At 37.7% G+C, this 25,530-nt stretch carries 27 protein-coding genes and 2 pseudogenes; 26 read left to right on the forward strand and 3 right to left on the reverse strand.

Going from position 1 to position 25,530, the window contains the following annotated elements; translation table 11 throughout:
• Positions 1 to 75 precede the first annotated feature (75 nt).
• The 10 genes and pseudogenes from LDX58_RS01055 to LDX58_RS01100 all read left to right on the forward strand — a co-directional run bounded on the left by LDX58_RS01055 (position 76) and on the right by LDX58_RS01100 (position 8,628).
• Complete coding sequence (locus LDX58_RS01055; RefSeq protein WP_372459050.1) at positions 76 to 453, forward strand: spore coat protein; 378 nt, start codon at positions 76 to 78, stop codon at positions 451 to 453.
• Positions 454 to 653: 200 nt separating this feature from the next.
• Positions 654 to 1,112 (forward strand): spore coat protein, encoded by a 459-nt coding sequence (locus tag LDX58_RS01060; protein ID WP_227935010.1) that lies wholly within the window; start codon positions 654 to 656, stop codon positions 1,110 to 1,112.
• A 214-nt stretch (positions 1,113 to 1,326) separates the two neighbouring features.
• A pseudogene (locus tag LDX58_RS01065) lies at positions 1,327 to 1,639 on the forward strand (manganese catalase family protein); the annotation flags it as partial.
• Between the two features lie 499 nt (positions 1,640 to 2,138).
• Positions 2,139 to 3,917 (forward strand): PAS domain-containing protein, encoded by a 1,779-nt coding sequence (locus tag LDX58_RS01070; protein ID WP_227935011.1) that lies wholly within the window; start codon positions 2,139 to 2,141, stop codon positions 3,915 to 3,917.
• A 292-nt stretch (positions 3,918 to 4,209) separates the two neighbouring features.
• Positions 4,210 to 4,356, forward strand: coding sequence for a hypothetical protein (locus LDX58_RS01075; RefSeq protein WP_227935012.1), 147 nt, complete (start codon positions 4,210 to 4,212; stop codon positions 4,354 to 4,356).
• Positions 4,357 to 4,672: 316 nt separating this feature from the next.
• On the forward strand, positions 4,673 to 5,485 hold the full coding sequence (locus LDX58_RS01080; RefSeq protein ID WP_227935013.1) for a transporter substrate-binding domain-containing protein: 813 nt from the start codon (positions 4,673 to 4,675) through the stop codon (positions 5,483 to 5,485).
• An 86-nt stretch (positions 5,486 to 5,571) separates the two neighbouring features.
• Positions 5,572 to 6,228 (forward strand): amino acid ABC transporter permease, encoded by a 657-nt coding sequence (locus tag LDX58_RS01085; protein ID WP_227935014.1) that lies wholly within the window; start codon positions 5,572 to 5,574, stop codon positions 6,226 to 6,228.
• Positions 6,221 to 6,943 carry an amino acid ABC transporter ATP-binding protein gene (locus tag LDX58_RS01090; protein ID WP_227935015.1) on the forward strand — a complete coding sequence of 241 codons (723 nt, stop codon included), beginning with the start codon at positions 6,221 to 6,223 and terminating at the stop codon, positions 6,941 to 6,943. The genes LDX58_RS01085 and LDX58_RS01090 overlap by 8 nt, the downstream gene beginning before the upstream one ends.
• 166 nt (positions 6,944 to 7,109) lie before the next feature.
• On the forward strand, positions 7,110 to 8,078 hold the full coding sequence (locus tag LDX58_RS01095) for an aromatic acid exporter family protein (RefSeq protein ID WP_227935016.1): 969 nt from the start codon (positions 7,110 to 7,112) through the stop codon (positions 8,076 to 8,078).
• A gap of 37 nt (positions 8,079 to 8,115) precedes the next feature.
• The gene (locus LDX58_RS01100; RefSeq protein WP_227935017.1) at positions 8,116 to 8,628 is read left to right on the forward strand and encodes a L,D-transpeptidase; all 513 of its coding nucleotides are present in this window, start codon (positions 8,116 to 8,118) and stop codon (positions 8,626 to 8,628) included.
• Positions 8,629 to 8,684: 56 nt separating this feature from the next.
• Here LDX58_RS01100 and prli42 read toward each other — a convergent pair whose 3' ends face one another.
• Positions 8,685 to 8,774 carry a stressosome-associated protein Prli42 gene (gene prli42 / locus LDX58_RS01105; protein ID WP_157076802.1) on the reverse strand — a complete coding sequence of 30 codons (90 nt, stop codon included), beginning with the start codon at positions 8,772 to 8,774 and terminating at the stop codon, positions 8,685 to 8,687.
• Between the two features lie 151 nt (positions 8,775 to 8,925).
• On the opposite strand from prli42, the gene mce reads away from it, so the two are divergent.
• The 3 genes from mce (at position 8,926) to LDX58_RS01120 (ending at position 11,261) form a co-directional block, all read left to right on the forward strand.
• Complete coding sequence (gene mce, locus LDX58_RS01110) at positions 8,926 to 9,333, forward strand: methylmalonyl-CoA epimerase (protein WP_227935018.1); 408 nt, start codon at positions 8,926 to 8,928, stop codon at positions 9,331 to 9,333.
• 319 nt (positions 9,334 to 9,652) lie between these two features.
• Complete coding sequence (locus LDX58_RS01115) at positions 9,653 to 10,774, forward strand: M20/M25/M40 family metallo-hydrolase (RefSeq protein WP_227935019.1); 1,122 nt, start codon at positions 9,653 to 9,655, stop codon at positions 10,772 to 10,774.
• A 346-nt stretch (positions 10,775 to 11,120) separates the two neighbouring features.
• Positions 11,121 to 11,261: a hypothetical protein gene (locus tag LDX58_RS01120; RefSeq protein ID WP_227935020.1), complete on the forward strand. Its 141-nt coding sequence runs from the start codon at positions 11,121 to 11,123 to the stop codon at positions 11,259 to 11,261.
• 25 nt (positions 11,262 to 11,286) lie between these two features.
• Here LDX58_RS01120 and LDX58_RS01125 read toward each other — a convergent pair whose 3' ends face one another.
• A complete protein-coding gene (locus tag LDX58_RS01125) occupies positions 11,287 to 11,487 on the reverse strand; it encodes a hypothetical protein (protein WP_227935021.1) in 201 nt (66 codons plus the stop codon).
• 113 nt (positions 11,488 to 11,600) lie between these two features.
• Here LDX58_RS01125 and LDX58_RS01130 point away from each other — a divergent pair, with 113 nt between their 5' ends.
• The 6 genes from LDX58_RS01130 to LDX58_RS01155 all read left to right on the forward strand — a co-directional run bounded on the left by LDX58_RS01130 (position 11,601) and on the right by LDX58_RS01155 (position 18,421).
• On the forward strand, positions 11,601 to 12,785 hold the full coding sequence (locus tag LDX58_RS01130; protein WP_227935022.1) for a DNA polymerase IV: 1,185 nt from the start codon (positions 11,601 to 11,603) through the stop codon (positions 12,783 to 12,785).
• Between the two features lie 222 nt (positions 12,786 to 13,007).
• Complete coding sequence (locus tag LDX58_RS01135; protein WP_227935023.1) at positions 13,008 to 15,632, forward strand: coiled-coil domain-containing protein; 2,625 nt, start codon at positions 13,008 to 13,010, stop codon at positions 15,630 to 15,632.
• Entirely contained in the window at positions 15,629 to 15,928 is a 300-nt protein-coding gene (locus LDX58_RS01140) for an EscU/YscU/HrcU family type III secretion system export apparatus switch protein (RefSeq protein WP_227935024.1), read from the forward strand. The genes LDX58_RS01135 and LDX58_RS01140 overlap by 4 nt, the downstream gene beginning before the upstream one ends.
• Positions 15,929 to 15,991: 63 nt before the next feature.
• A complete protein-coding gene (locus LDX58_RS01145) occupies positions 15,992 to 16,417 on the forward strand; it encodes a flagellar export chaperone FliS (protein WP_227935025.1) in 426 nt (141 codons plus the stop codon).
• A gap of 23 nt (positions 16,418 to 16,440) precedes the next feature.
• Positions 16,441 to 17,862: a flagellin N-terminal helical domain-containing protein gene (locus LDX58_RS01150; protein WP_227935026.1), complete on the forward strand. Its 1,422-nt coding sequence runs from the start codon at positions 16,441 to 16,443 to the stop codon at positions 17,860 to 17,862.
• A 121-nt stretch (positions 17,863 to 17,983) separates the two neighbouring features.
• Positions 17,984 to 18,421 carry a YaaR family protein gene (locus LDX58_RS01155; RefSeq protein WP_227935027.1) on the forward strand — a complete coding sequence of 146 codons (438 nt, stop codon included), beginning with the start codon at positions 17,984 to 17,986 and terminating at the stop codon, positions 18,419 to 18,421.
• A gap of 143 nt (positions 18,422 to 18,564) precedes the next feature.
• On the opposite strand, the pseudogene LDX58_RS01160 reads toward LDX58_RS01155, so the two are convergent.
• Positions 18,565 to 18,897: pseudogene (locus LDX58_RS01160) on the reverse strand (CPBP family glutamic-type intramembrane protease); the annotation flags it as partial.
• Positions 18,898 to 19,249: 352 nt separating this feature from the next.
• Between LDX58_RS01160 and LDX58_RS01165 the strand changes: the two are divergent.
• The 7 genes from LDX58_RS01165 (at position 19,250) to cysC (ending at position 25,397) form a co-directional block, all read left to right on the forward strand.
• Entirely contained in the window at positions 19,250 to 19,681 is a 432-nt protein-coding gene (locus LDX58_RS01165; RefSeq protein WP_227935028.1) for an SRPBCC family protein, read from the forward strand.
• 85 nt (positions 19,682 to 19,766) lie between these two features.
• Positions 19,767 to 20,006 (forward strand): hypothetical protein, encoded by a 240-nt coding sequence (locus tag LDX58_RS01170; RefSeq protein WP_227935029.1) that lies wholly within the window; start codon positions 19,767 to 19,769, stop codon positions 20,004 to 20,006.
• Between the two features lie 106 nt (positions 20,007 to 20,112).
• A complete protein-coding gene (locus LDX58_RS01175) occupies positions 20,113 to 20,883 on the forward strand; it encodes a DUF4097 family beta strand repeat-containing protein (protein ID WP_227935030.1) in 771 nt (256 codons plus the stop codon).
• Between the two features lie 454 nt (positions 20,884 to 21,337).
• Positions 21,338 to 22,045, forward strand: a complete 708-nt coding sequence (locus LDX58_RS01180; protein ID WP_227935031.1) for a phosphoadenylyl-sulfate reductase — start codon at positions 21,338 to 21,340, stop codon at positions 22,043 to 22,045.
• A gap of 74 nt (positions 22,046 to 22,119) precedes the next feature.
• Positions 22,120 to 23,262, forward strand: a complete 1,143-nt coding sequence (gene sat / locus LDX58_RS01185; protein WP_227935469.1) for a sulfate adenylyltransferase — start codon at positions 22,120 to 22,122, stop codon at positions 23,260 to 23,262.
• A gap of 18 nt (positions 23,263 to 23,280) precedes the next feature.
• Positions 23,281 to 24,357, forward strand: coding sequence for a sulfate permease (gene cysP / locus LDX58_RS01190; RefSeq protein WP_227935032.1), 1,077 nt, complete (start codon positions 23,281 to 23,283; stop codon positions 24,355 to 24,357).
• Positions 24,358 to 24,800: 443 nt separating this feature from the next.
• Positions 24,801 to 25,397 carry an adenylyl-sulfate kinase gene (gene cysC, locus LDX58_RS01195; protein ID WP_227935033.1) on the forward strand — a complete coding sequence of 199 codons (597 nt, stop codon included), beginning with the start codon at positions 24,801 to 24,803 and terminating at the stop codon, positions 25,395 to 25,397.
• Positions 25,398 to 25,530: the final 133 nt, after the last annotated feature.

Genomic DNA, 25,530 nt, shown 5'->3' on the forward strand with positions numbered 1-25,530 from the left:
AATTGAGGCAAACGACCTAGCAAATATCTTCAAAGTTCATAATGTACAGTAGAATGGAAAAGGAGGAAGTGAAAAATGAATCACGAAATTACCCAAGAGGCTGATCAGATAAATAAAACGATGCAGCAATCGAAAGAGCTTATTTTTATTAAAGATTCATGTGATATAAATGTAAGCTCAACCGATACAAAAGCAGCTGTTTCATTACAGGCTTCTTTACAAGCAGCAATCGCATTAGTAATTAGCATTTCCGTTGCGAGTAGTGAACAAGCAGAAAGCATCACTCAAGAATTATTACAAACAACTAAAACAAAGCAAGTGACGATACAAAAGACCGTAATTGAGAATTCTAAAAATGTAGATGTGACTACAACGGATACTCAAATTGGAGTTAATATTCAATTATTACTGCAAATTCTTTTAGCGCTGTTAGTAAATCTGGATGTTTTATAGAAATAGTTGATGTTGTTAGAGATCTCACGAATCCTATGAATTGAATATGGATTATAAAGAGCGGCTACATCTTTAGAGCTGCTCTTTCTTTTGAATTTAAAGCTAAAACGTAAAATTAGACGCATTAACCGAGGCAAATGACCAAGCAAATCTTACATAGAGACATAGTGTAAATTAGAAAAGGAAAGGAGGAAATGAAAATGAATCAAGAGGTATACTATTCATCTAAAAAGGAAGAACCAAGTTGGTCTGCACTTGATCCTCAAGCATGTCATCCATCAGAAAATGCAGCTGTAGAACAAGAGGCTGTTCAAGTAGACAAAACATTACAATTCTCTGAGGAGTATATTTTCATTAAAGATTCTTGTGATGTAACAGTGAGCTCAACGGATACTAAAGCAGCGGTGTCGTTACAAGCGTCATTACAAGCAGCGATCGCGTTAGTAATCAGTATCTCTGTTGCAAGTAGCGATCAAGCAGAACAAATCACTCAAGAATTACTTCAAAGCACAAAGACGAAGCAATTGAACTATCAAAAAACAGTCATAGAGAACTCTCGTAACGTGGATATAACAACAACCGACACTCAAATTGGTGTAAACATCCAACTATTACTTCAAATTCTCCTAGCGTTACTAGTTAACCTTGATGTTCTATAAGATTAAAGTGGTATAGGACGGGATCTACCTGTCCTATTTTTTTGTTTGGGCCGACCGTGTATATCTTATTTGAAGTAATCAGGAAAACTTCTTTTACGGTAAAGAAATCATGTTGATATTTGGAACTTTTACCCAATTAAAAAGAATAGAGTGATTATATGAAATGACAACAGACCCTGGTGTTAAAGATATGCTTTCCTTCTTAATAGCGCGAGATGATGCACCAGAATCCGTGGTATGTAGCAATTTGTGAACTAGAAGAAAAAGAAAATATTGTCGTTCCAAGTACATTCCCTCGTGCTCTTGAGAAACAAGAGGTAGCTTATGATTATTATGATTTATCTGGAGGCACAGCAAGTAAAGAAGGACGTTGGGCACAAGGGCCAAGTATGGATGGCTTAGGTGAATTCAAGTATTATCATAACCCTGAACCCTTTGGTAAGATTCCTAAAGTAAGACTAGCTCCTCCATATGTACACAATACAATTTTTCCAAAAGGACCTCATATACCGCCTCTTATAGGATAATATTTTCTTTTATTTTTGACAAAGGGAGTTCATTAGGAATGAGCTCTTTTTCTTTTTTTTTTACCTTGATGAATTTTAAGATAAGCAGTGATAAAAACAAAGCTGTAAAAACGGAAATAATAGTTAAGCCAACTAGTTCAAGGAAAGTGCATTTGAAATTATGCTTCCAATCATACTTATGTACAAGGTTCTAAAAACTTTTTCATTAATTCCTTCACCAATACCAGAAACCGGAGAAGTAACCAATAATTATTCCTAAAAGTATGCACCAATAAATCTCCATAAATCCCTCCTTATTTTATTATAAAATAATTCAGCTTTAAGACATAGAAAAGAGTCGATGAAAGAGCATGCGAGTTTGACTTAGCAATCTGACTTATACAATAAGAGCTTGGTACATGAAAGTACATGTAATTCGGGAAAATGTATAAAAATAAAGAGGATTTAGTGGGAATTTGGAGAATTTTATCGATACTAGAGTTTTGTTAGGAGAATGTAAATGAATGGTTCCGTTTTTTCGCTATGTCTAGAAGCGTCATTACAAGGACAAGCAATTTTAAATGAAAAAGGAGAATTTCTGTTCGTCAATCGAGCTTTTTGTGAACAGGTTGGATATACGAAACAGGAAATTTTCTTGTTATCTATTGAATCGTTTGTCATTGCTGAGGCTAATGATGATCTTATGAAAAAAGAACCGATGATCCAAAGGGGCATTCAGCAGAAACAGTTAGAAAAGCTCATAATACATGGAAATGGTTATTTACAAAGTACACTATTTACGATAACTGATGTTTCTAACGATGCACAAGTTTACTTCCATGTTCAGTTAGATAAAATAGTGACTACTTTTAACGATGGTGATTATTCATTACTTGAATCAAGGATACATGAACGAGATGAAGTTCGTTTGCCTAAAAAGATTTTAGACGGGATAAAAGATGCCATTATGACCATTAGGCTAGATGGTCAGTTTCTATACGTGAATGAAGCAGCTGCAACAATATTGAAAACAGAAAAGGAAGAACTAGTCAGCAGTGATTTTTGGTCTTGCTTAAAACAGAATAACGATGAGATACTTTTAGGTAAATTTTATCAGTTATTAGCGGGTGAGGATTATAAACAATTCGAACTGTATAGAAAGAATCAAAATGAGTGGTTCGATGTTAGAGCCTATCGTTCGGATGATCAAGTAACATTTTACTTTATTAATATTAGTAATCGAAAACAAATGGAAAAAGAATTAAGAGAAAAAGAAATGAATTATAGAACTTTAGTTGAAGAGTCTCCGGAAACTATATCAGTTCATGATGGGAAGGAATTTATCTATATTAATCCAGCTGGAAAAAAACTTTTAGGTATTAAGAGTTTCAAAAATGGTGAGATAAAGATTTTAGATGTAATTGCGCTTCAAGATCAAACTAGAGTACGTGAGAATATTCGCTTGCTTTTAACAGGTAAGAAAAAAATGACTAATTCTGTTTGTACATTAACAAGCATGGATGGTAAGAAATTCGAAGCCGAAGCGACAACAACTCTCATCACATTCCAAGGGAAGCCAGCTTTTAGAACGATTTTAAAGGATATTTCTGAGCGGAAAAAACTAGATGACCTTATTAGGAAGTCAGATAAATTATCTGTAGTAGCCCAACTTGCTGCAGGCGTAGCTCACGAGATTCGTAATCCTTTAACAACGGTAAAGGGATTTCTCCAACTTTTTCAAAAAGAACAGCAGTTTAATCCTTTTTATGTAAGTTTAGTGTTGGAGGAACTTGTAAGAGTTGAATCCATTATTTATGAGTATTTAACATTAGCAAAACCGAATGTTGAAAGTGTATTTAAAAAAATTGATATTCACGTACTAATTGATCAGATCTTGACGTTAACGAAGGCACAATCCAATATGAATAATGTTACTTTGGAATTCGAGTATGAACAAGTACCAGTTATTTATGGTCTTGAGAAACAATTAAAGCAAGTGTTCATCAATTTATTGAGAAATTCAATCGAAGCAGTTACTGAAAGTGGAATCATCCATGTACGAATCTTAAACCATCCAGATAGCCAAGTATGCATTCAAGTAGAGGATAATGGTTGTGGCATACCATATGAACGAATTGAGCGCCTTGGTGAGCCTTTTTATTCAACAAAAGAAAAAGGAACAGGTTTAGGTCTTATGGTTTGTTATAAAATTATCGAGCATCATAACGGTGTTTTAAATATTCATAGTGAAGAAGGATTAGGAACAAAAATGGAAGTAATCTTACCCGCAAGCTCATAAAAATAAGATGGTCTTTTAAGCATTAGCCGTAAAACACGTAAAGGTTTTACGGTTAATTTAATAAGTACTATTTTCTTCTTTTCTGATAGGACAATCTTTTTCAAGGTCCTTTTTTCTTTGGAATTATCAAAAAGTGATTAGTGAGGTTGTAATAATGTCAAATGAATCTATGAAAAAATGTAAAAGGGAGAGGGATCCTTCTAACGACTCAAGGAGTTTAGTATGATAGGGATAGTTGGAAGCACATCATACAAAATCAAATTCCAACCCAACTAAAAAGGAGGAATTTACGATGAGTAAGAAACTACTTTATACGATTTTAGCAGGAGCACTTTCAATTAGCGTGCTAGCAGCATGTGGAGAGCCAGTTGACGAGAACGCACCAGTCGAAGATCCAGCAACGATCGATGAGCCTGTTGGTGAAGAAACAACTGAGTAATAATACTTAACATCACAAAATGAATATATACTAGCATTAAATGAGTGACTCAATAGTTAAAAGGCTGTTGAGTCACTTTTTTTAGGGAGTGAATAAAAGCACTTCCATTTGTTTTGTGATAATAAATTAAATATACAGAAATAATAAAAGAGTTTGATAGATAAACTACAAAATATATTGAAAAGACAGCGGAATCCTGTTACTTGTATTAAGACACCTTTTTCGGAGCAAAAGTATTTGCATTCATAAAACATTGTGTTAATATGCATGTACAAGAATAATCATTATATTAATAGAGAAATAGTGGGGGTTTACAATGACGAAAAAATGGTGGAAGTTAGGTATGTCTGCAGTTTTATCAGTAGCTTTGTTAGCAGGGTGTGGAACAGGCGAGGACGATGCAGCAACTGGTGAAGAACCTGTAGAGTCAGATGCTCCAGAAACAGAAAAAACAACTACGCTTGTGATGGGGACTTCGGCAGATTATCCTCCGTACGAATCGATTGACCTTGCAACGCAGGAAATTATTGGTTTTGATGTTGATATTGCCAAGTATATTACAGAAGAGTTAGGTTATGAATTGCAAATTGAAGATATGGATTTCAATGCGTTAATTCCAGCAATGGAAGCAGGTCGAGTTGACTTTGTATTAGCTGGGATGACACCTACAGAAGAGCGTAAAGAAAATGTTGATTTCTCTGATATTTATTATGAAGCAACAAATTTAATTGTTTCAGGAGAAGATGCTAACCTTTCAACCCTTGAAGACTTAGAGGGTTTAAAAGTAGGTGTACAATTAGGCTCTATTCAAGAAGAAGAAGCTGACGCACTTGCAGAAGAGTACGGTTTTGAAGTTGTTAAATTAAATCGAATCCCTGAAATCATGCAAGAGTTATTAGCTGGACGTATTGACGCAATCTTAATGGAAGACACAGTGGCAGAAGGTCACTTAGAAGCACAACCACAGTTAGTAAGTTTTGTAGTTCCATCTGAAGGTGAGTTGGGGTATGCGATCGCTTTTCCTAAAGGGAGTGATCTTGTCGAACCATTCAATGAGAAGTTGAATGAGTTAATTTCGAGTGGTAAAATGGACGAGTTAATATTAAACTGGTTTGACGCTGAAGAATAAGAAATTTTTAGACGCACCCGCGCGCATGATTATGTCGCGGGATGTGCTGTGTTTTAGAAGATACAAACAGGAAGGATAAGTTAGGCATGAATTTGGATTTTAGCCAAATCGTGCCCCATATCCCTTTTTTATTACAAGGGATCGGGGTCACGTTACAATTCGTATCTGCAGCATTAGTTTTAGGGCTCGTTTTAGGAGTCATTTTATCTATTTTTAAAATTGGTAGGTTTCGTGTACTTCGTTGGTTTGCAGATGCTTATACATCTGTTTTTCGAGGGACACCTCTGATTTTGCAATTGTCGATTATCTACTTTGGTGTTCCTCAATTTGGATTTGAGATCTCTGCATATATAGCAGGGGTTCTTGCTTTTGGTTTAAACTCTGCAGCTTATGTTTCTGAAATCATCCGTGCCGGAATTCAAGCCGTTGATAAAGGCCAGAAGGAAGCAGCAGCGGCTCTTGGAATTCCGTATCGTCCAACGATGTTACGGATTATTTTACCACAAGCATTCCGTAACATTTTGCCTGCTCTTTTCAATGAATTTATCAACTTGACGAAAGAATCTGCTATTGTCTCGATTATTGGTGTAATGGATTTAATGCGTCGTGCTCAGGTGCTTAATGCGCAAATATACAGATACTTTGAGGCCCTTCTTTTCGTTGGATTGATCTACTATTTGCTAGTAATGGTGTTGACGATCATTGGTCGTCTCATTGAAAGGAGGTTACAGCGCAGTGATTAAGGTAGATGATTTGTATAAATCGTTTGGGAAGGTAGAAGTGTTAAAAGGAATTTCTACTGAAATAAAAAAGGGTGACGTTGTAGCCATCATTGGACCTTCTGGGTCAGGTAAATCAACGTTACTAAGATGTATGAATCTACTTGAGAAACCAACTTCAGGTAAAATTTGGGTCGATCAAGAAGAATTGACAAGTTCAAAAACAAATGTACTTCGTGCCAGGCAGCAAATTGGAATGGTGTTCCAACACTTTCATCTTTTTCCCCACATGACCGTTTTGGGCAATTTAACATATGCTCCGATGACTGTAAAAGGACTTTCCAAGAAAGAGGCTACTGAGAAAGCAGAAATTCTTCTTAAAAAAGTAGGATTACTCGAGAAGCGCGATGAGTATCCAAGCCGTCTCTCGGGAGGACAAAAACAACGTGTTGCGATAGCAAGAGCACTTGCGATGGAACCAGAAGTGATGTTGTTTGATGAACCCACTTCAGCACTTGATCCTGAGATGGTAAAAGAAGTGCTCGAAGTGATGAAAAATCTTGCTACGTCCGGGATGACAATGGCTATTGTTACTCATGAAATGGGGTTTGCTCGTGAGGTAGCTGACAGAGTGCTATTTTTGGATCAAGGTATTTTAATGGAAGATGCTCCACCTAATGAATTTTTCAATGCTCCACGTTCAGACCGAGCTAGGGATTTTTTAGAGAAGGTATTATAACGCATGTAGACTTACAGGGAAAAACTGTAGGTCTTTTTATATAGTCGTAAACTTGCTTTGTTGACGGCATCTAAGGAGTACGCTAATTTGTTTTCTTGAAGGTGAATCAATAAGTGACATATTGTGCTAAACTAAAGAAAAATCATCCATATATTAGGGGGGACAAATGCCTTTTAAAATAGGTTATCGTACGTTGAAAACAGCTGTTGGTGCTGGGTTAGCTGTTGCTATTGCTCAAGCAATGCATCTTGATTTCTATGGATCAGCTGCTATTATAACAGTTCTTTGTATTTCTGTTACAAGAAGAGATTCAATTAAAGTATCTTGGGCTCGGCTGGTGGCCTGTGTCATTGGGATGGCTATTAGTGGATTTTTATTTAAGTGGATCGGTTATCACCCATGGACATTAGCATTGATCATTATCGTATTTATTCCCATAGTTGTTAAGTTAAAGATGAATGCGGGAATTGCAACTAGCTCTGTTATTATTCTTCATCTTTACACGGTAGGAGGAATCTCAACGGCTCTAATAATCAATGAACTCTTACTAGTTGTCATAGGGATTGGTGTAGCTCTTTTAATGAATCTCTATATGCCTAACAATGATTTAGCCCTAAGGAATTATCATAAAGAAATAGAAGAACATTTTAAAACCATTTTACATGAGTTATCTGTTTATTTGAGATATGGGGAAAGTAGTTGGGATGGGAAAGAAATTCCGGAAACGGTTGATCTATTACAAAAAGGCAAGAATCTTGCGATGCGGAATATTCAAAATCAAATTCTTCGTTATGAGGATCAGTATTACTATTATTTCAAGATGCGTGAAAAACAATTTGAAATATTAGAGCGGCTGATGCCTCATGTCTCAAAAATCACTAGTACGTTTGAACAAAATGAGACGGTGGCTGACTTTTTAGATCAGTTAAGCAAATCAGTAAGTCCTGCCAATCGAGTCCCCTATTTTCTAGATCGAATAATCAGTATGAAGAAAGGATTTGAAGAAATGCCTTTACCGACTTCAAGGGAAGAATTTGAAGTGCGTTCATCCTTATTATATATCATGCATGAGCTAGAGGAATACTTACATATTAAGGATCGATTGTGGAATCACGCGGATAAAAAGAAATTATAGGGAGAAACTAACAAAAACAGTTGAGGGAGGTTATCGTATGCAACTCTCACTTCTAACTTTGTTAACACTTTTGGTCATTTCTCCTATTTGGCCTCTTGGCGAAAATCCAACGGTTGGAGATCCTTTTCTCATAGTCAATGTTGCCACCAATGAGCTTGCGTATATCAATGACGGCGAAATTCAAGAAGTCTATAAGGTTGCAACGGGGAAAGCGGGCGACGAAACGCCTACTGGTACCTTTTCAATTATTGTCAAAGCAAAAGATCCATATTACCGGAAAAAAGATATTGTAGGTGGGGATCCAAACAACCCATTAGGCTCAAGGTGGATTGGCTTTAATGCGAATGACACAGACGGTCGGACATTCGGTATTCATGGCACCAACCGTCCTAATTCAATTGGTTATTCAGTTACAGCAGGATGTATTAGATTGCCTAATCAAATTGTAGAGAAGTTATTTGAAGAGATACCTCTTGGAACAAAAATTTATATAACAGATAAAGATGAAACATTTATTGAAATGGCCAGGTCGAACGGCGCCATAGAATAGTTAAACCCCTGGTACAACCTGTACCAGGGGTTTAATATAAGTTACCGTTAGTTTCTTTAGAAGAAAGATACGCCCATTAAAAGGGTGCCAAGAACCATTGTTATAATCATAAGATAAATGATAGCTTTTTGAAATTTACGTGGCATAAGAAAACCCTCCTCTACAATACCTCACTCTATTTTACTTTGTTATTTCCTTTTGGACAAGAGGAAACTAGAAATACCATATAAAAGCAGGATTTAAAGGAATGATCGAGAACATAGTAGTAAACGCTTATGAAAGAGTGGGGAATGGCAGATGAACAAGCCAAAGAAAATCGATCATATTGGAATAGCGGTTGCATCAATTGAAGAAACACTACCATTCTATCTTGATGTCTTAAACTTAGATTTACTTGGAGTAGAAGAAGTGAAATCTCAAGGAGTTAAAGTTGCTTTTTTAAAAATAGGTGAATCAAAAATTGAATTACTTGAGCCATTATCAGATGAGAGTTCTGTAGCTCATTTTATTAAAAAAAGAGGTGAGGGGATTCATCATATAGCATTAGGAGTAACGAGTATTAAGCAAAAAATTGAAGAGATAAAAGAAAAAGGTTTGCAAATGATCCACGACGAGCCTGTAAAAGGAGCAGCAGGTGCTAAAGTAGCCTTTCTGCATCCTAAGTCTGCTAAAGGCGTTCTCTATGAATTATGTGAAAAGGAATGAATGTGGTGAGACTTGAGGGCACTGAAAAAGTCCCTTTTAGCAGATTCGAGGAAGCAGCAATGGCTCCACACGTTGCGCGCCTGCTATGAGAAACCCACTCATAGCAGGCTTAAGACAAAGCAACGGTTCCGCTCATTGCTTAAAGGCCACTGAAAAAGGTAAAAATCGTACCTCTTTCAGTGGCCTAGTGAGACTTGCGCTTTTTAATTTAGAGCGTTACCATTTAATGGGTTGTTCGACTTGAACAACATCGAATCAATGAGTGAAGCCATTATCTGACGTTAAAAATTGCGACTAAAACTTGGAGGGCAAAATACATATGATTAATGAACAGCGCTTAGTAGACGAGTTTCTTGAACTAGTTCAAATCGATTCAGAGACCAAACATGAAGATGTGATCGCACCAATTTTAAAAAAGAAATTTGAAGATTTAGGTGTAAATGTCGTAGAAGACGATGCAGCAAGTAAGACGGAGCATGCTGCTGGGAATTTAATTTGTACACTTGAAGGTACGAAAGAAAACGTAGATACCATTTATTTCACATCACATATGGATACAGTTGTGCCAGGTGTTGGTGTAAAACCTTCTATTCAAGATGGCTATGTGGTAACAGATGGAACAACCATTCTTGGGGCAGATGATAAAGCTGGAATTGCAGCGATGTATGAAGCGATCCGGGTTTTGAAAGAGCAAAATGTTGAACATGGTACGATTCAGTTCATCATTACAGTGGGAGAAGAATCCGGCTTAGTCGGAGCAAAAGTGGTTGATCCTACTCTTCTAAAAGCGAAATATGGATTTGCTTTAGATAGTGATGGACCCGTTGGAAACATTATTGTCGCAGCGCCAACACAAGCTAAAATAAAAGCAACTGTTCTCGGCAAAACAGCTCATGCAGGTGTAGCACCTGAGAAAGGAATCTCGGCTATTACAGTTGCGGCAAAAGCGATCTCTAAAATGCCATTAGGTCGAATTGATGAGGAAACAACAGCGAACATTGGACGTTTTGAAGGTGGAACACAAACCAATATTGTTTGTGACCATGTAGCCATATTAGCAGAGGCAAGATCATTAATTGCTGAGAAAATGGACGCCCAAGTTACGAAAATGAAAGAAGCGTTTGAGTCTACAGCTAAGGCAATGGGGACAACTGCAGAAGTAGAAGTGGAAATTATGTACCCTGGATTTAAACTGGGAGATGGCGATGAAGTGGTAGAAGTTGCAAAGCGCGCAATGACGTCTATAGGCCGTAACCCAGAATTGCTGCAAAGTGGTGGAGGGAGTGATGCCAATATTTTTGCAGGACATGGAGTTCCAACTGTAAATTTAGCAGTAGGCTATGAGGAAATTCATACCAAAAATGAACGGATGCCAATAGCTGAATTGGTTAAACTTTCTTGTGCAGTGGTGGCTGTCGTAAAAGAAGTAGCAGCAAAATAAAGATAGTAAAAACGTTGTTCAAGTAAAATCATTTTAATGATGGACAGATAAAAAAGAGTGATTTTAACAGAGTTTGTTAAGTTATCTTTTTTATTTTAGTTAAATCGATACACGAATGTTCTTCAACGTTTAAATGTCAGCATTCGTAATAATGTAGAATATGAGTGTGTTCTCTTTTAGAAGATTAAGGTTCATGAGAAATTGCGAGAGTGACAATGAACACTCGTTACGATGTTATTTTTGTGGATGAAGGACAAGCTGGGATATTGACAGCTTACGAACTATACTAAAAACACCTGAAAATCCACTTCATGTAGACATAAGATTTCACTGGCTGTTTACCAGCATGTTCAATTATAAAGGGTTTGTTGGTGGGGGGATGACGCGTGTTCCTACGCAAGTTCGTGCTAATGGAGTTCATGTGGCACGCGCCATTGTTCGAAAAGATATAAAAAGTAGGCTGAAAAAGGTTGATCAACCCTTTTAATGCTGTAAGAGCTGTTATAGGTAGCTTAATGAACGACTTCAGTAGGATCAGTTCTACCAAGCTCTAGACATTCTAAAATATGTTCTTCTGAATCACCAGTGAGCGCTGATATTTCAGCGATCGTAGGTGATTTTTTTTGTTGTTTTACATGGTTATGTTGAAGGAGTATTATGTTTTCGAATAAAGCGGAGTAGTTTGAATGTACTTTTAGCTTTTTTGTCGTCATAAGAGCTCACTCCTTTATATAATAACTTTACAAGAATTGGTTTACGATTGCAACTAGACCGAGCTTTCATTAGCGAACCTATTTTCTTATAATGATGAAAGAGGGGGTTGGACATGAACCAGGCACGATTAATCTTTCACCTTGATATGAATAGCTTCTTTGCATCTGTTGAAATAGCTCATGATCCATCATTAAAAGGGAAACCGGTCGCGATTGCAGGTAATCCTGAAGAAAGAAGGGGAATCATTGTAACAAGTAGTTACGAAGCAAGAGCAAAAGGGGTTAAAACAACCATGCCTCTTTGGCAAGCTAAGAAACTATGCCCCGGTTTGATTGTTCTTAGGCCAAATGGCGAGCGCTATCGTGCTGCTTCAAAAGCCTTATTTGAAATTCTTTTTACATACACTCCTCTTGTCCAACAAGTATCGATTGATGAAGGTTATTTGGATCTAACTTCTTATTTAAAGGAAGTTCACCCAATCAAGCTTGCCCAATCGATTCAAGAAAAAATAGTAACTGAAATTAAACTCCCATGTAGCATTGGGATTGCACCTAATAAATTCCTAGCAAAAATGGCTAGTGATATGAAAAAGCCTAATGGAATAACCATTCTTAGAAAAAGAGATATTGGAAATATGCTTTGGCCGTTACCCATTCATGAGATGCACGGGATCGGTAAAAGAACAGTTGAAAAATGGAAGAAAAATGATATTTTAACGATTGGTGATTTAGCTAAAGCAGATCATGAATGGTTGCTAAAAAAATTCGGGGACCGGGGAATACAATTGAAGGAAAGAGCAAATGGCCAGGACGATAGGCCGGTTAATCCTCATGCCTATTCTGAGTATAAATCAATAGGTCATTCCACAACACTGCGTGCAGATACAAAGAGTTTGCCATTAATAAGAGCCACTTTCGACAACTTATCAGAACGTGTACATCAACGGTTACGAAAAAAAGATATGTTTACAAGAGGAGTACAAATCACTATTCGTTATCATGATTGGAAAATGATAACGAAAAGTCATAAAGTTTACAATCCTATTCACTCGAAAGAAGAACTTCTGTCTGAGGCTAATCGGTTATTTGATAAAGCCTGGAATGGAGAAGCCATACGCCTGTTAGGAATTAGTACGTATGATTTGCTTGAGAAAAAGTACGCATACAAACAGCTTGACCTATTTACGTATAAAGAAGATTTAAAACAAGGTGTATTAGATGAAACGATAATACAGTTACGCGAGCGATTTGGGGATAATATTGTTCGTAAAGGTTGGAAGAAACAAGAAGATGAATAGAGTTAACAAATGATTAGTTCCGACCGATAGTAACAATAAGATATCTTCAAATACAGATTGCAATGGATAAGCTAAGCTAGTGTGCTAGATATGACTTAAAATCCCCTTATATTTAGCTTTTCTGTATGAGATTGTTCTTGTGCTACTAGCAGAGGCTACGTTCGTTGCTTGAGGTTTTTTTAATCTCCAGTAGATTTGAAAAGAGCGGAGCGTGAACGTTAAATGCAAATTCAAAACCATCTTCACACATCGGGACAACAGAAAGAGAAAGTGCAGCAGATGAGAGATGGAGAAATTTACCAAGCGAAAGTGAAAGAGCATACGGGAAAAGATGAAGCTTTGCTTTCTATCCGTGGTCGTGAAGTCAATGTGAAATTTGAGGGAGAAATTCCTAAAACAGATCGAGTCACGGTACAAATTGTTGATTCGAAACAAGATGTCATTAAAGTGAGAGTTGTTGAGGAGAATCGTTCTTCTGTAGTTCCTGCTTCAAGGGCTGAACGGGAGACTGTAAGTCAAGCTCTTCGTCAATTAGGCGTTTTGCAACCGACACCGGAATTAAAACAAGCTGCTTCAATGATTTTAGATAAAGGAATACCGTTAACGAAAGAATCCGTTCAAGATTTACAGCGTTTCATGAAAGGAAAAGCAGAGACACGTCTTCAAACAGTACAGGCGATAGCTAATAAACGTTTAGATGTGACCGAAACCCATCTTCGTTCTGTTCATGAAGCGATGCACGGAAGGCCGTTAAATGAAGTATTAAATGATCTATCAAAAGAATTAGACCAGGATTTCAAGGTACAACCCCCTGTAAGAGAGCGACTAGATCGTTCAACAAACCAGGATCAGCTTCTGAATAGGATTGAATCAAATGCGATTAGAGAGCAGCAACCAACTATTCGACAAAGTCAAGAGGGAAGGGTTCAAGAACAGATTAGACAAGTGAGTGAATCGGTTCAAAAAGAAACGTCGGTTGCTCGAGCTGTAGACCGGATACAATCATTGGTGAACAACCCCCAAATCAATATGGATACGAGTCGAACGTTAGAGCGATCAATATCGGAATCGATACATCTTGACCAGGTAGCAAAAGAAAGAGTCACCCAAGTATTAAGTCAAATTGAACGGACAAGCTCAGCTCAACTAGAGCAAAATAGGGCTAAAGAAGCCCGAATGTTGATTCAAAGAGAGGGTCTAACACAGGAAGCTCTTGAGCAAGTTAAGAGCATGATTAACCAACGTGGAGTAGTTAATACCGAAACGGATGAACAGGTGGATAAAATTTTAAAACAAGCTGAACAAATACTAGCTGTAGCGAGAGAAAGATTAGTTTCAGCCGTTCATCAGCTTTCTTCTAAAGCCACTGACCTTGTTCATGTGACAAATCGTGACTTGCCTTCCTTAAACGAAGCAGTTAAGGAAGGCAAGGCTGTATTGGAAAAAGAAGCTAATTTTGATAGGGCGATTCAACAAATTCAATCGTTATTGAATGGTCAGGCTGGTCTCGATGAAAGTTTAAAAGTAGAGTTAACGCAAACATCGCAAACAGCAAGAGATCTGCAACAACAAGGTCGCGAGATGAAAGCAAGGCAAGAAGTGGCGGCCGTACTTGATAAAATTGAACAAACCTCCAAGCAAGTTGTTACGTTGCCATCAACACCAGAAGCTAGAGCCTATTCAGAAAATGAACAGTTTCAAACAAGTGTAGAAATGGCAAGCAAGTCGATTGCCGTGACAACAGTTACAGAAAAATTAGCTCAAATGACTGCCGACTTTAAACATTTGCAGAGAGATATATCGAGAACACTTGATCAGGTCAACAGGCAAATCGAGCAATTTCGGAATATGGCGCAACCTGTTGTTAAGCCATTACTTGAGACAACGATTAAAAAATTAGATAATGCTATTCTTAAAAGTGAAATGATGCTCTTAACCGATATGAAAACGGAACGGCAACTGATGCAGGCGAGTAGTCAGTTAGCAGAAGCGAGAAAATTGCTTTCGCGGGGCAAGCACCGTGAAGCCAATCAAATTGTACATGATGTCAAGCAATTAGTTGATAAAATGAATTTTCAACCAGCAGAGTCAAAAGTGAAGCATTATACGGCAGTCAATGAAAGGGCGTTACGAGAGGCTAGTTTGCCATCTCAATCCTTTTCAAGTCAATATAGCGAAACCATTCGTGGCCCATTGCAAGAGGGGTCACCTAGAGCAATGTTTGAAACGGTCAGAAGTTTAGGGTTGAACCGTGATAGTGAAGTGGCTCAATTTCTTGCTTCTGGGAAAGAGCAACAGCAAGAACAAGCGCAACGTAATTTAAAAACATCGTTAATGCAATTAGCACAAGGCGAAGAAGAAACTAAAGTACAACAATTAGCGAATCAAGCACTTCAAAACGTAACGGGACAACAGTTAATGAGTCGATCTGATCAACAAGGAAATTTACAAAGTTTATTTTTCCAATTGCCGTTTTTACTACAAGAGAAAGTAGAGAATCTACAAGTCTTTGTGAATTCTCGTAATGAAAGCGAGAAAGTAGATTGGGAGAATTGTAGTTTGTTCTTTTTAATGGAAACACCAAAGATGGGCGAGATTGGAATTGCTATTTCAGCAAATGAAAAACAATTATCGGTTACGGTCAAAAATGATAAAACTGATTTTCAAATGAAGATGGAACCACTTGTGCAATTAGCCGTAGAGAAACTTTCCGAGATTGGTTATTCCATCAATGGAATCAAGTATGCAAAATTTAAAAATGACGTGTCAGCCAGTTTGGAAAAGGAAGAAGGTACTTCGCGACAAAAGCCTGTTATGACGGAGAAAGGGTTTGACTTGAAAATATGATCGTATCTAAACATTTTAATCATAAGCAACGCAAGCAAATAAACGGTCCGACAGCAGCAGTAATTCGTTATGACGATGGGAACGAGGGAGTGCCTAAAATTGTTGCTCAAGGAAAAGGACAAGTGGCCAATCAAATTATTGATTTAGCCAAAAAGAATAATATTCATATGCAAGAAGATGCACGACTAGTTGAAAATTTACTTGATATGGATTTAGGAGATAATATACCTCCGCAATTATATTCAGTCATGGCGGAGATTTTACTATTAATTGAGGAGATGGAGAAAAAATATTAAACTTTCTTCGACATATTCCGATATTAATAATAAGTTAAGAAAAAGAATTTGGAGGCGGAAGAATTGACCACGTTCCTAACGAACGAAGCGCTTCATCAAAAATCATCACAAGAGCTTACTGCTCTCCTTTATGAAGCATGTCTTATCAATTTAGAAGATTCAATTATTGATTTAGATAAAAAGGATTTTATTACTGCTAATAAAAAACTTCAAAAGGCAAGTGATATCATCCATCGTCTTGGTGCAGGTATTAACTATGAAGCCGGGATTATAGCTGATCAGCTTGAACAAGTTTACAACTATATTGCGGATAAACTATTTGAAGCAAATTTTAAAAAAGATAAATTAATTATTGAAGAAATAATACAACTCCTTACAATGCTCATGTCTTCATGGAACGAAGCGTTAAAAACAAAGCATGACGTTCAACCGAAAATGATTAGAAAAAAGACAAACGTATACGATAATTTCTCAATATATGATAATTAAAGGCGAAAGGACGTCAAACCAATATGAAAATTAATAATAATATTCAAGCGTTAAATGCGTATCGTAACTTGAATGCAAACCAATTTCAAACGTCGAAAAATTTAGAGAAGTTATCTTCTGGCTTGCGTATTAACCGTGCTGCAGATGATGCAGCAGGTCTTGCAATTTCAGAAAAAATGCGCTCACAAATTCGCGGTCTTAAGCAAGCAGAGCGTAACTCGATGGATGGTATTTCACTCATGCAAACAGCCGAAGGGGCATTACAAGAAGTTCATGCCATGCTACAACGAATGCGCGAATTAACTGTCCAAGGTGCCAACGATACAAACACCGAATACGACCGTGAGCAGATCCAAAAAGAAATTGATCAATTAAAATTAGAAATTGATAGTGTATCGGAGAAGACGGAATTCAACACGAGAACACTATTAAATGGTTCTAGTGCGGTGTTAACAACTTTTAAAGATGCAAATACAACGAATACGGCAAACTTAACCGAGTTCCCAATGGTTATGAACCCAGCTTTAAAGTCAGGTGATTACCGTTTAGATATTACGGGAACAGGTGCTACACCTACAGTAGTAGAAGAAGTAGTTCGTATTACTCAACCTGCTGCAGGAATTGGTGAAGCGGCAGATGTGGTATTTGATGATCCAAGTGAAGCAAACGCTTTAGGAGAATATACGATAAATATACGTAACTTTAATGATGGTGGAGCTTCAATCGAGGTAATTGGACCCAATGGAATTCCAATCGATAAAAAGGCTGTTGCAGTAGGAGGTACTTCTCCTAAACAAGTGATAGGTGGTTTGGAAATTGATGTTTCAAAGATTACAGGTGCGGGCACTGTAAAAGTATCAATGGAGATGAAAGCAGAGTTTTCAGTTTTCTATAAAGAGGATGATCCATCTGCTAGTTATGAAAAAGGTGAATTTGATAAAGAAATCACCACTCGAAACGGTGTGATCCGACACGGTGGCTTAGAATTTAAGTTTGATAGTAGTATAAAAGTATCAGATGCCACAAATAAAACTGAATTTGCTCTTATTAACAATGCTCTTGCATTCCAAATTGGGCCAAATACGAATCAAAATGTAATGATCGATATTCCTCAATTAGATACGGTTCGATTAGGAATTGAGAAAATCGATGTCACGACTCAAGTAGGAGCAAATGAGGCTATTTTCACATTGGACAAAGCGATTAACATCTTATCAGATGTCCGCGCGAAACTTGGTGCAACACAAAACCGTATGGAGCATACAATCAACAATTTACAAGTAACTCACGAAAACTTAACGGCGTCTGAATCCCGTATTCGTGATGCTGATATGGCGCTTGAAATGACGGAGTTTACGCGGAATAATATTTTGAACCAATCAGCAACGGCGATGCTTGCTCAAGCAAATCAATTGCCACAAGGCGTGTTACAACTTTTACAATAAGAAAGAAAATGGCGGGAAGGATTTACCTTCTCGTCATTTTTCCATTATTATTTATGTCTTAGATTTTTCGTGTTTATGATAAACTTGTAATAAAAGCACGTTTTTAGAAAGTAGGTGCGAATTGGACGTACAACGAATTGGAAAAACGGGAATGAACCGAGTCGATACCAAGAAGACAGGCCCTGAAGCGAAGGTTTCCTTTCATGAAGTGATAGGGAAACAGCGAGATGAAAAAGCGTATGAGCGTTTAGCGCAGCTTATGCATAAAATTGATGATCAAGGAAAAGTGTTATCTGAAACAAGGACCGTTGATGAACTGCGAAAATATAAGCAACTAGTCAAAGAGTTTATGGAAGATGCAGTTCAATTTGGTCTGAGCCTTGAAGAACGTCGTGGTTTTAACCGGAGAGGTCGCACTAAAATATACAAGATTGTTCAAGAGGTCGATCGTAAACTATTAGATTTAACAGATGCTGTGCTCGAAAAACAGAAAAAAGGATTAGACATTTTGAATATGGTTGGTGAAATTAAAGGATTATTAGTGAATATATATGTATAAAAAATTGGGTGACTCAGCTGTGTTCCTATCAGCTGAGTCGCCTTTTTAAATGAGGGGAAAGAGGACGAGGAGAAATCCATCAAAGTGATATGTGAGACAATCGGAACCCCAATATTATTCGTCCGTAAATAAAGGAGAGACCAGACGAATCCGGCTGTGAGAGCTGCTAAGACAAGCAACATACTTCCTGTAGCAAAATGGGCACCTGCATACAATAGAGTTCCGACTATCGCTGCTTGGTCGTTTGTGAAATAGGTACTTAATCTTTTTACAATAAAACCACGCCAAAACCATTCTTCGCCCGGTATAATAATGAGAAAAAGCCAACTATAATGGATGGTTTCAGTTGGTTTGACTAGTCGGTATAAAGATTCTAATTCGGTCAGTAAAGGCATATCAGTTACGAGCACAAACCATTTTCCAAAAGCAAATAAACTGTAAAGCACTATTCCACATAAGGTAGCAGCTAGCAACATTGTTATAGGAGGTAGTCTCAAGTTATGCTGTTCAAATAGCCAGCTCCAAATTGTTAAGATGAAGAGAGAACAGGGAAATAACACCCAGAAATCAAGAGGCTGCCAGGAAAAACCTACATAAAGTAAGATAAATGCGAGCAGTAGTCCAATGTAAAAGGATTGTTTTTGATTCAACTTTCAAATCCTTATAAACTCATATTTAAGAACAAGCTCGAAGCCATTGCAACTCTGCATTAGGAGAGAGGATACTAAAGGTTCAAAAAGGACGGTCTTCCCTTTTTGAACAAGCTCCTATAGATAGACTTATCTAGAAAGTCATTTAAAAATAAAACTGTTGTAAAGGAGGATTCCAATGACCTCATTCGTTTACACGTACCAAACCATTATAAATGCACCAATTGAAGATGTCTGGAGTTTTTTCTCATCGGCTACTAATTTATCTAAAATAACGAGCTTTCCTAAGATTGAAGTTACCTCTGATCTAAGAACAATGGAAGGAAATAAAATGGAGATGAAGTTAGGTTTTGCCGGTGTTCGTATGAAGTGGATATCACTTATTCATGATGTTGATGCCCCTACTCAATTTGTTGATACTGGGATTAAGCTTCCGTTTCCGTTTACGGAGTGGAAGCATATACATGCATTCACCTCTCAGGGAAATCAAACCGTAATGGATGATCAGGTTCGTTGTAGTACGGTCTTGCCAAGCTTTATGGTCAAGCCATTGGTGAACAACATGTTTAAAGGGCGTGAACAAGCCATCAAACTTCATTTCACAAAATAATCGTTGTCTATATAGCACTTTCTATTCGATTGGTTTTATCGTCGTCCTTTTCTGGGAAAGCTAGACAGAAAAGGAGTGGCTTAGAATGCATTCAAAGCAAACTGTTAAATATGTATGTGAGACGTATCCATCAGGCAATCATTATTATTATAAAATTGAACTTATCACTCATGATTCATGGAATAATATTGAGTCATTAATGTGGTCGACACCACGTCCGATCTCTAAAGAAACGTTTCAAAAACGTAAAATCGAGGGATATAAAGTAGAATATGTAACAATGAAAAATAAGCCAGCAGTCATTCTCCCTTTTGCTCAAAAGTGAGGAAAACGTGAATTTTCAAAGGTTGTAAGTATATTCTATTGGCTTAAAAAAGAGAATTTCTGTAGACTAGAAGATAGGTTGTGCAATATAGACAGGAGAGAATAAAATGATTGGTATTAAACGATGGTTAATTTCAGCTATGATTCTTGTTGCTTTAACAGGTTGTAACATTATCACATATGAGCATGAAGAAACGTTTACATTAGATGGAGAAGGCGTTACAACACTTAACATCAATCATGACGAAGGTGATGTAACGGTTAAAGGTGTCGAGGGGATTGATCAAATAACAGTTACGGCTATTTTCGCTGCTTGGAGTGATGATAGTGTTGAACATGCACAGACATTTAGTGAGGAAAATTTATCGGTTGAGCTCTTTTCAGAAAATGAAGAAGCCTTTCTTAAGACAGCTGTAAACCGTAGAGATAAACCGGAGCAAGGTTTTATCCATCTTCAAATAGAAGTGCCTAGTCATGTAGCGATTGAATATCGTCAAAATGAGGGGCAGTTGCAAATAGAATCGATGCGTTCGGACCTGAACATACAGCATGGCACGAATCAGCTGGTTCTTAAAGATATTCAAGGGAATATTCAAATAATAGATGGGGCGGGAAACGTGTCGTTAGAAGGGGTTTCTGGAGAGATCGTTATTAATAATAACGCAGGTGCAACTAAAGTAACGAATTCGATTGGTGTAGCCAGTATTATCGCAGGTTCCGGTCAGGTTGAGATCAATGAACATGAAGGAGACGTGACGGTTCGAAGTGGTCAAGGTAATATAGATATAAATGATGTAAATGGAGATGTAACGATTCTAGAAAGTCGTGATGGAATGGTCACGATTGAGAACGTTTCTGGTAAGGTAAATCAACCATAGTGAAAAAGTGCAGGGCCGTCGGCTCTGCACTTTTTCATTTGAAAGCAAGCATACAAGTGAATCCTGGATGGGTTTCTAAGCAGTATGATAGCCTACGCAAAAGCTCGACACGCTTGCTGAGTGGAACGACAAGAAACGTACTAGAAAAGGGCTTATCCCGTTTTTTTTTTAGTTGCTTAATTTTTAGATTTATAAAAAATCGATATTGACTTTTTGCGATATGACCGATAGAATACTATTAAACTAATAAATCATATCAATTTACAAGGGATTAAAACTATCGAACTTAATTACCTTACCTAAGGCTTGTATGACTGATCAATAAGAGTTAAAAGGCGCAGTAATTAAATCTGATTATCATTATCGGGTTAAAAAATTAGAATGATAAAAAAATGTAAACATTGTGTAGAAATGATGTGGATATTAACAATATGTCTTTATAAAGGGTGAGCATATGAAATTACAATTCGATGTATTAAACAAGGAAGATTACGAAGGAATTAATAAAAAATTAGAGAGAAAAGACTCATTAGATGTCTTAAAATGGGCGTACAGCGCTTTTGGTGACAAACTCGTTTATTCCTGTAGCTTCGGAGCGGAAGGTATGGTGCTAATTGACTTGATAAGCAAGGTCAAAAAGGATGCGACCATTGTTTTTTTAGACACTGACTTCCACTTTAAGGAAACTTATAAGCTTATTGATCAAGTTAAAGCACGTTACCCTTCATTAAATATTGAGTTAATTAAACCTGAACTAACACCCGAAGAACAAGCCAAACAGTATGGTGATCGCCTTTGGGAACGTGAACCAGATGCCTGTTGTAACATACGTAAACTAGTGCCACTTGAGCGCGAGTTAAGTCGTTATGATGCTTGGATCTCTGGATTACGCCGAGAGCAATCACCAACTCGTGTAAATACACAGTTTGTTAATCAAGACAATCGCTTCAAGTCGATTAAAATCTGTCCATTGATCCACTGGACGGAAGAGGAAGTTTGGATGTATATCGAGCTTCATAAGCTGCCTTACAATGAATTACATGATCAAAACTTTCCGAGTATCGGTTGTGAATACTGTACAAAACCAGTTGCAGAAGGTGAAGATCCTAGAAGTGGTCGTTGGGCTAATTCAGAAAAAACTGAATGTGGTTTGCACAGATAAGTGACCTGCATGATGTGAGCAACATAATGTAGTCTATTTCCAAGAAGAAAATATAAAATTTAGAGAGGAAGTTAATTATTATGATACAGGCACATGGAGGAAAATTAATTCAAAAATTCAATCCCAATTATGATTTTTCAAACGTAACAAAGGAAATTGGGCTAGATACGTTCTCCCTTTCAGATTTAGAGTTAATAGGAATTGGGGCATTTAGTCCTCTAACTGGTTTTCTTGGCGAAGAAGATTATGAATCTGTCGTAGAGAAAATGCGTTTAGCCAATGGAACGGTATGGAGTATCCCTGTAACCCTGCCTGTGACAGAAGAAAAAGCAGCTGACCTTGTAATTGGCGAGCGAGCGAAACTAACGTATAATGGCGAGGTTTATGGTGTCATTGAAGTAGCGGATATTTTCACACCTAATAAAGTTGTTGAAGCAAAAAAGGTTTATCGCGCAACAGACGATCAACATCCCGGTGTTCAGAAAATGTTTGAACGTCCAAATGTATATGTTGGAGGAGAAATCACTTTGACAAAGCGCGTGAAGCATGAGCGTTTTGATTCGTACTATCTAGATCCAAGTGAAACAAGAGCAAAATTCGCAGAGCTGGGCTGGAAACGTATTGTTGGTTTTCAAACACGTAACCCTGTGCACCGTGCGCATGAATATATTCAAAAATCAGCTCTTGAGATCGTTGATGGGCTTTTCTTAAACCCGCTCGTTGGCGAGACAAAGTCAGATGATATTCCTGCAGATGTTCGAATGGAGAGCTACGAAGTGTTGTTAGAGAAGTACTATCCGCAAGATCGAGTTTTTCTAGCTGTATTTCCGGCAGCGATGCGTTATGCTGGTCCACGTGAAGCTGTATTTCATGCGATTGTTCGCCAAAATTATGGTTGCACGCATTTTATCGTAGGTCGCGACCACGCTGGTGTGGGTGATTATTATGGGACATATGATGCGCAACTAATCTTCTCTGAATTTGAAGAAGGAGATTTAGCTATTAATCCATTATTCTTTGAGCATAGTTTCTATTGTAAAGCTTGTGGGAACATGGCTTCGACGAAAACATGCCCACATGGAAAAGAAGATCGTGTGATTTTATCAGGAACGAAGGTTCGTCAAATGCTATCGGAAGGTGTGACACCGCCACCTGAATTTAGTCGTCGTGAAGTGGTGGAAGTTCTGATACGTGGTATGCAGAAAGTACATGTTTAAGAGGAAGGAAGAACAAATATGTTAACCATTGTCGCCATTATCATTGCCTGTTTCTTTGCGATGAATATAGGAGCAAGTGGAACAGCTGCGGCAATGGGCCCTGCTTACGGAAGCGGAGCGATTCCTAATAAACGTAATGCTATGATCCTTGTTGGAGCATTTGCGTTCTTAGGGGCTCTAGCAGGTGGCGAAGTAGTTCGGACAATCGGGAGTGGGATCATTCCTGTTTCCATTGTTGATGTAGAGATCGTCATCATTATACTAGCAGCTGCTTGTCTTTCCTTATTTATTGCTAATTTACTTGGCATTCCTTTATCGACTAGTGAAGTGGTTGTAGGAGCGATCGTTGGTGCAGGAATCGCCTATCAATCGCTTTACTTTGATAAATTAATCGTCATCGTATCGTTCTGGGTGATTATTCCGATTGTGGCTTTTCTGCTTGCTTTTATGTTCGGTCATCTTGTTCGTAAATTAGAAAAAAAATATCCTGATCTAACAGGGAAGGGCAAGTGGAGAACACCTTTAGTTGTGCTTCTGATTGTAAGTGGGTGTATGGAAGCTTATGCAGCCGGAATGAATAATGTAGCCAATGCAGTTGGTCCACTTGTTGGTGCAGGATTGTTAGACATCACACCTGCCATTTTAATGGGTGGCTTTTTCGTAGCAATTGGAGCTTTGTTACTAGGAGGACGTGTCCTTGAAACAAATGGCAAGCGAATTACGAAATTAAGTCTTCTGCAAGGCAGTACAGTTTCATTAACAGGCGGTTCCTTAGTAATTACAGCATCCATTTTTGGTCTCCCTGTTCCTTTAACGCAAGTAACGACTTCAGCGATTATCGGAATAGGAACGGTAGAAGGCGGACTCCGCTTATGGCAAAAAAGTATTTTAAAACAAATTTTAAAAGTGTGGATCGTTTCACCATTGTTCTCGCTTGTCTTATCATATGGACTAATTACACTGTTTAAAGAAGGTAATTATTATATCCTTTTTGTTTTACTAAGTGTTTTAATAGCGACAGGCGGCGCATATAGCATGTATCAAACAGCTAGAAAAGAAAGAAGATCCACCTTTGATGACGGTGGTGGAATTTAAGAGTTCGTTCAAAAAGGTCGGTTTTTACCTTTTTGAACGAACTCGAATCAATGAGCGGAACCGCTGCAGGGGTTTTAAGCCTTTTCTGAGTGGTTTTCTCAGAAGAGGCGCGCAGCGATAGAAGCCATTGAAAAAAACAAAAAGGTCGGTTTTTACCTTTTTGAACGAACTCGAATCAATGAGCGGAACCGCTGCAGGGGTTTTAAGCCTTTTCTGAGTGGTTTTCTCAGAAGAGGCGCGCAGCGATAGAAGCCATTGAAAAAACAAAAAGGTCGGTTTTTACCTTTTTGAACGAACTCGAATCAATGAGCGGAACCGCTGCATTTTTAAAGCTAGTTTCCCAGTTCATCCAAGAAAATCTATTGACAAAGAATGTGAAGAAACGTATCTTAAAGCGTAGTAAAACTATCTGAATTTTTTGTGAGCCGGGAGGGGGAGCTTTAATGTCACAGCAAAATATTGTTTGGCATGAGACAACAATAAAAAAAGAAGAGCGCCAAGAAAGAAATGGCCATCGCAGTGCCATTTTATGGTTTACTGGACTTTCTGGAGCAGGCAAGTCTACACTCGCGAATGCATTAGAACAGCAGTTATTTAAACAAGGAAAAAATAGTTATGTATTAGATGGCGATAATGTTCGTCATGGTTTAAATAAAGGTCTCGGTTTTAGTGATGAGGATCGTAAAGAGAACATACGTAGAATTGGTGAGGTTGCAAAGCTTTTTGTTGATGCAGGGACAATCGTCTGTACAGCCTTTATATCACCATTTAAAGAAGATCGGAATCAAGTGCGTGAATTAGTTGAGGATCGGGAGTTTATTGAAGTGTACGTTCGCTGTTCTTTAGAAGCTTGTGAAGAACGTGATCCAAAAGGATTATATAAAAAAGCCAGAGCAGGTGAGATTTCTGAATTTACGGGTATTAGCTCACCATACGAAGAACCATCAGCACCAGAAATTATTATTGATTCAGATAAGCAGTCAGTTGAGCAATCTATTGAAACAATTCTAGCTTATCTTCAAGAGAAGAATATTCTTTAACATAAAGTGTTCTTGAACAATTTTGAGGTTTTTAAAGTATTGGGAGAAAGGCGTGAGAACAAATCTCACGCCTTCTGTAGGTGCAATGTGTTTCGTATATGAACGACACATACACATTGAGATATAATTTCAA

The organism is Alkalihalobacillus deserti (assembly GCF_020734105.1).
Lineage (GTDB): Bacteria > Bacillota > Bacilli > Bacillales > Bacillaceae_D > Halalkalibacter > Halalkalibacter deserti.

What these genes read in the sequence shown, in the direction of transcription:
- LDX58_RS01055 (WP_372459050.1), top strand. Translation starts at nt 76, where the DNA reads ATGAATCACGAAATTACCCAAGAGGCTGATCAGATAAATAAAACGATG.
- LDX58_RS01060 (WP_227935010.1), top strand. Translation starts at nt 654, where the DNA reads ATGAATCAAGAGGTATACTATTCATCTAAAAAGGAAGAACCAAGTTGG.
- LDX58_RS01070 (WP_227935011.1), top strand. Translation starts at nt 2,139, where the DNA reads ATGAATGGTTCCGTTTTTTCGCTATGTCTAGAAGCGTCATTACAAGGA.
- LDX58_RS01075 (WP_227935012.1), top strand. Translation starts at nt 4,210, where the DNA reads ATGAGTAAGAAACTACTTTATACGATTTTAGCAGGAGCACTTTCAATT.
- LDX58_RS01080 (WP_227935013.1), top strand. Translation starts at nt 4,673, where the DNA reads ATGACGAAAAAATGGTGGAAGTTAGGTATGTCTGCAGTTTTATCAGTA.
- LDX58_RS01085 (WP_227935014.1), top strand. Translation starts at nt 5,572, where the DNA reads ATGAATTTGGATTTTAGCCAAATCGTGCCCCATATCCCTTTTTTATTA.
- LDX58_RS01095 (WP_227935016.1), top strand. Translation starts at nt 7,110, where the DNA reads ATGCCTTTTAAAATAGGTTATCGTACGTTGAAAACAGCTGTTGGTGCT.
- LDX58_RS01100 (WP_227935017.1), top strand. Translation starts at nt 8,116, where the DNA reads ATGCAACTCTCACTTCTAACTTTGTTAACACTTTTGGTCATTTCTCCT.
- prli42 (WP_157076802.1), bottom strand. Translation starts at nt 8,774, where the DNA reads ATGCCACGTAAATTTCAAAAAGCTATCATTTATCTTATGATTATAACA.
- mce (WP_227935018.1), top strand. Translation starts at nt 8,926, where the DNA reads ATGAACAAGCCAAAGAAAATCGATCATATTGGAATAGCGGTTGCATCA.
- LDX58_RS01115 (WP_227935019.1), top strand. Translation starts at nt 9,653, where the DNA reads ATGATTAATGAACAGCGCTTAGTAGACGAGTTTCTTGAACTAGTTCAA.
- LDX58_RS01120 (WP_227935020.1), top strand. Translation starts at nt 11,121, where the DNA reads ATGTTCAATTATAAAGGGTTTGTTGGTGGGGGGATGACGCGTGTTCCT.
- LDX58_RS01125 (WP_227935021.1), bottom strand. Translation starts at nt 11,487, where the DNA reads ATGACGACAAAAAAGCTAAAAGTACATTCAAACTACTCCGCTTTATTC.
- LDX58_RS01130 (WP_227935022.1), top strand. Translation starts at nt 11,601, where the DNA reads ATGAACCAGGCACGATTAATCTTTCACCTTGATATGAATAGCTTCTTT.
- LDX58_RS01135 (WP_227935023.1), top strand. Translation starts at nt 13,008, where the DNA reads ATGCAAATTCAAAACCATCTTCACACATCGGGACAACAGAAAGAGAAA.
- LDX58_RS01140 (WP_227935024.1), top strand. Translation starts at nt 15,629, where the DNA reads ATGATCGTATCTAAACATTTTAATCATAAGCAACGCAAGCAAATAAAC.
- LDX58_RS01150 (WP_227935026.1), top strand. Translation starts at nt 16,441, where the DNA reads ATGAAAATTAATAATAATATTCAAGCGTTAAATGCGTATCGTAACTTG.
- LDX58_RS01165 (WP_227935028.1), top strand. Translation starts at nt 19,250, where the DNA reads ATGACCTCATTCGTTTACACGTACCAAACCATTATAAATGCACCAATT.
- LDX58_RS01170 (WP_227935029.1), top strand. Translation starts at nt 19,767, where the DNA reads ATGCATTCAAAGCAAACTGTTAAATATGTATGTGAGACGTATCCATCA.
- LDX58_RS01175 (WP_227935030.1), top strand. Translation starts at nt 20,113, where the DNA reads ATGATTGGTATTAAACGATGGTTAATTTCAGCTATGATTCTTGTTGCT.
- LDX58_RS01180 (WP_227935031.1), top strand. Translation starts at nt 21,338, where the DNA reads ATGAAATTACAATTCGATGTATTAAACAAGGAAGATTACGAAGGAATT.
- cysP (WP_227935032.1), top strand. Translation starts at nt 23,281, where the DNA reads ATGTTAACCATTGTCGCCATTATCATTGCCTGTTTCTTTGCGATGAAT.
- cysC (WP_227935033.1), top strand. Translation starts at nt 24,801, where the DNA reads ATGTCACAGCAAAATATTGTTTGGCATGAGACAACAATAAAAAAAGAA.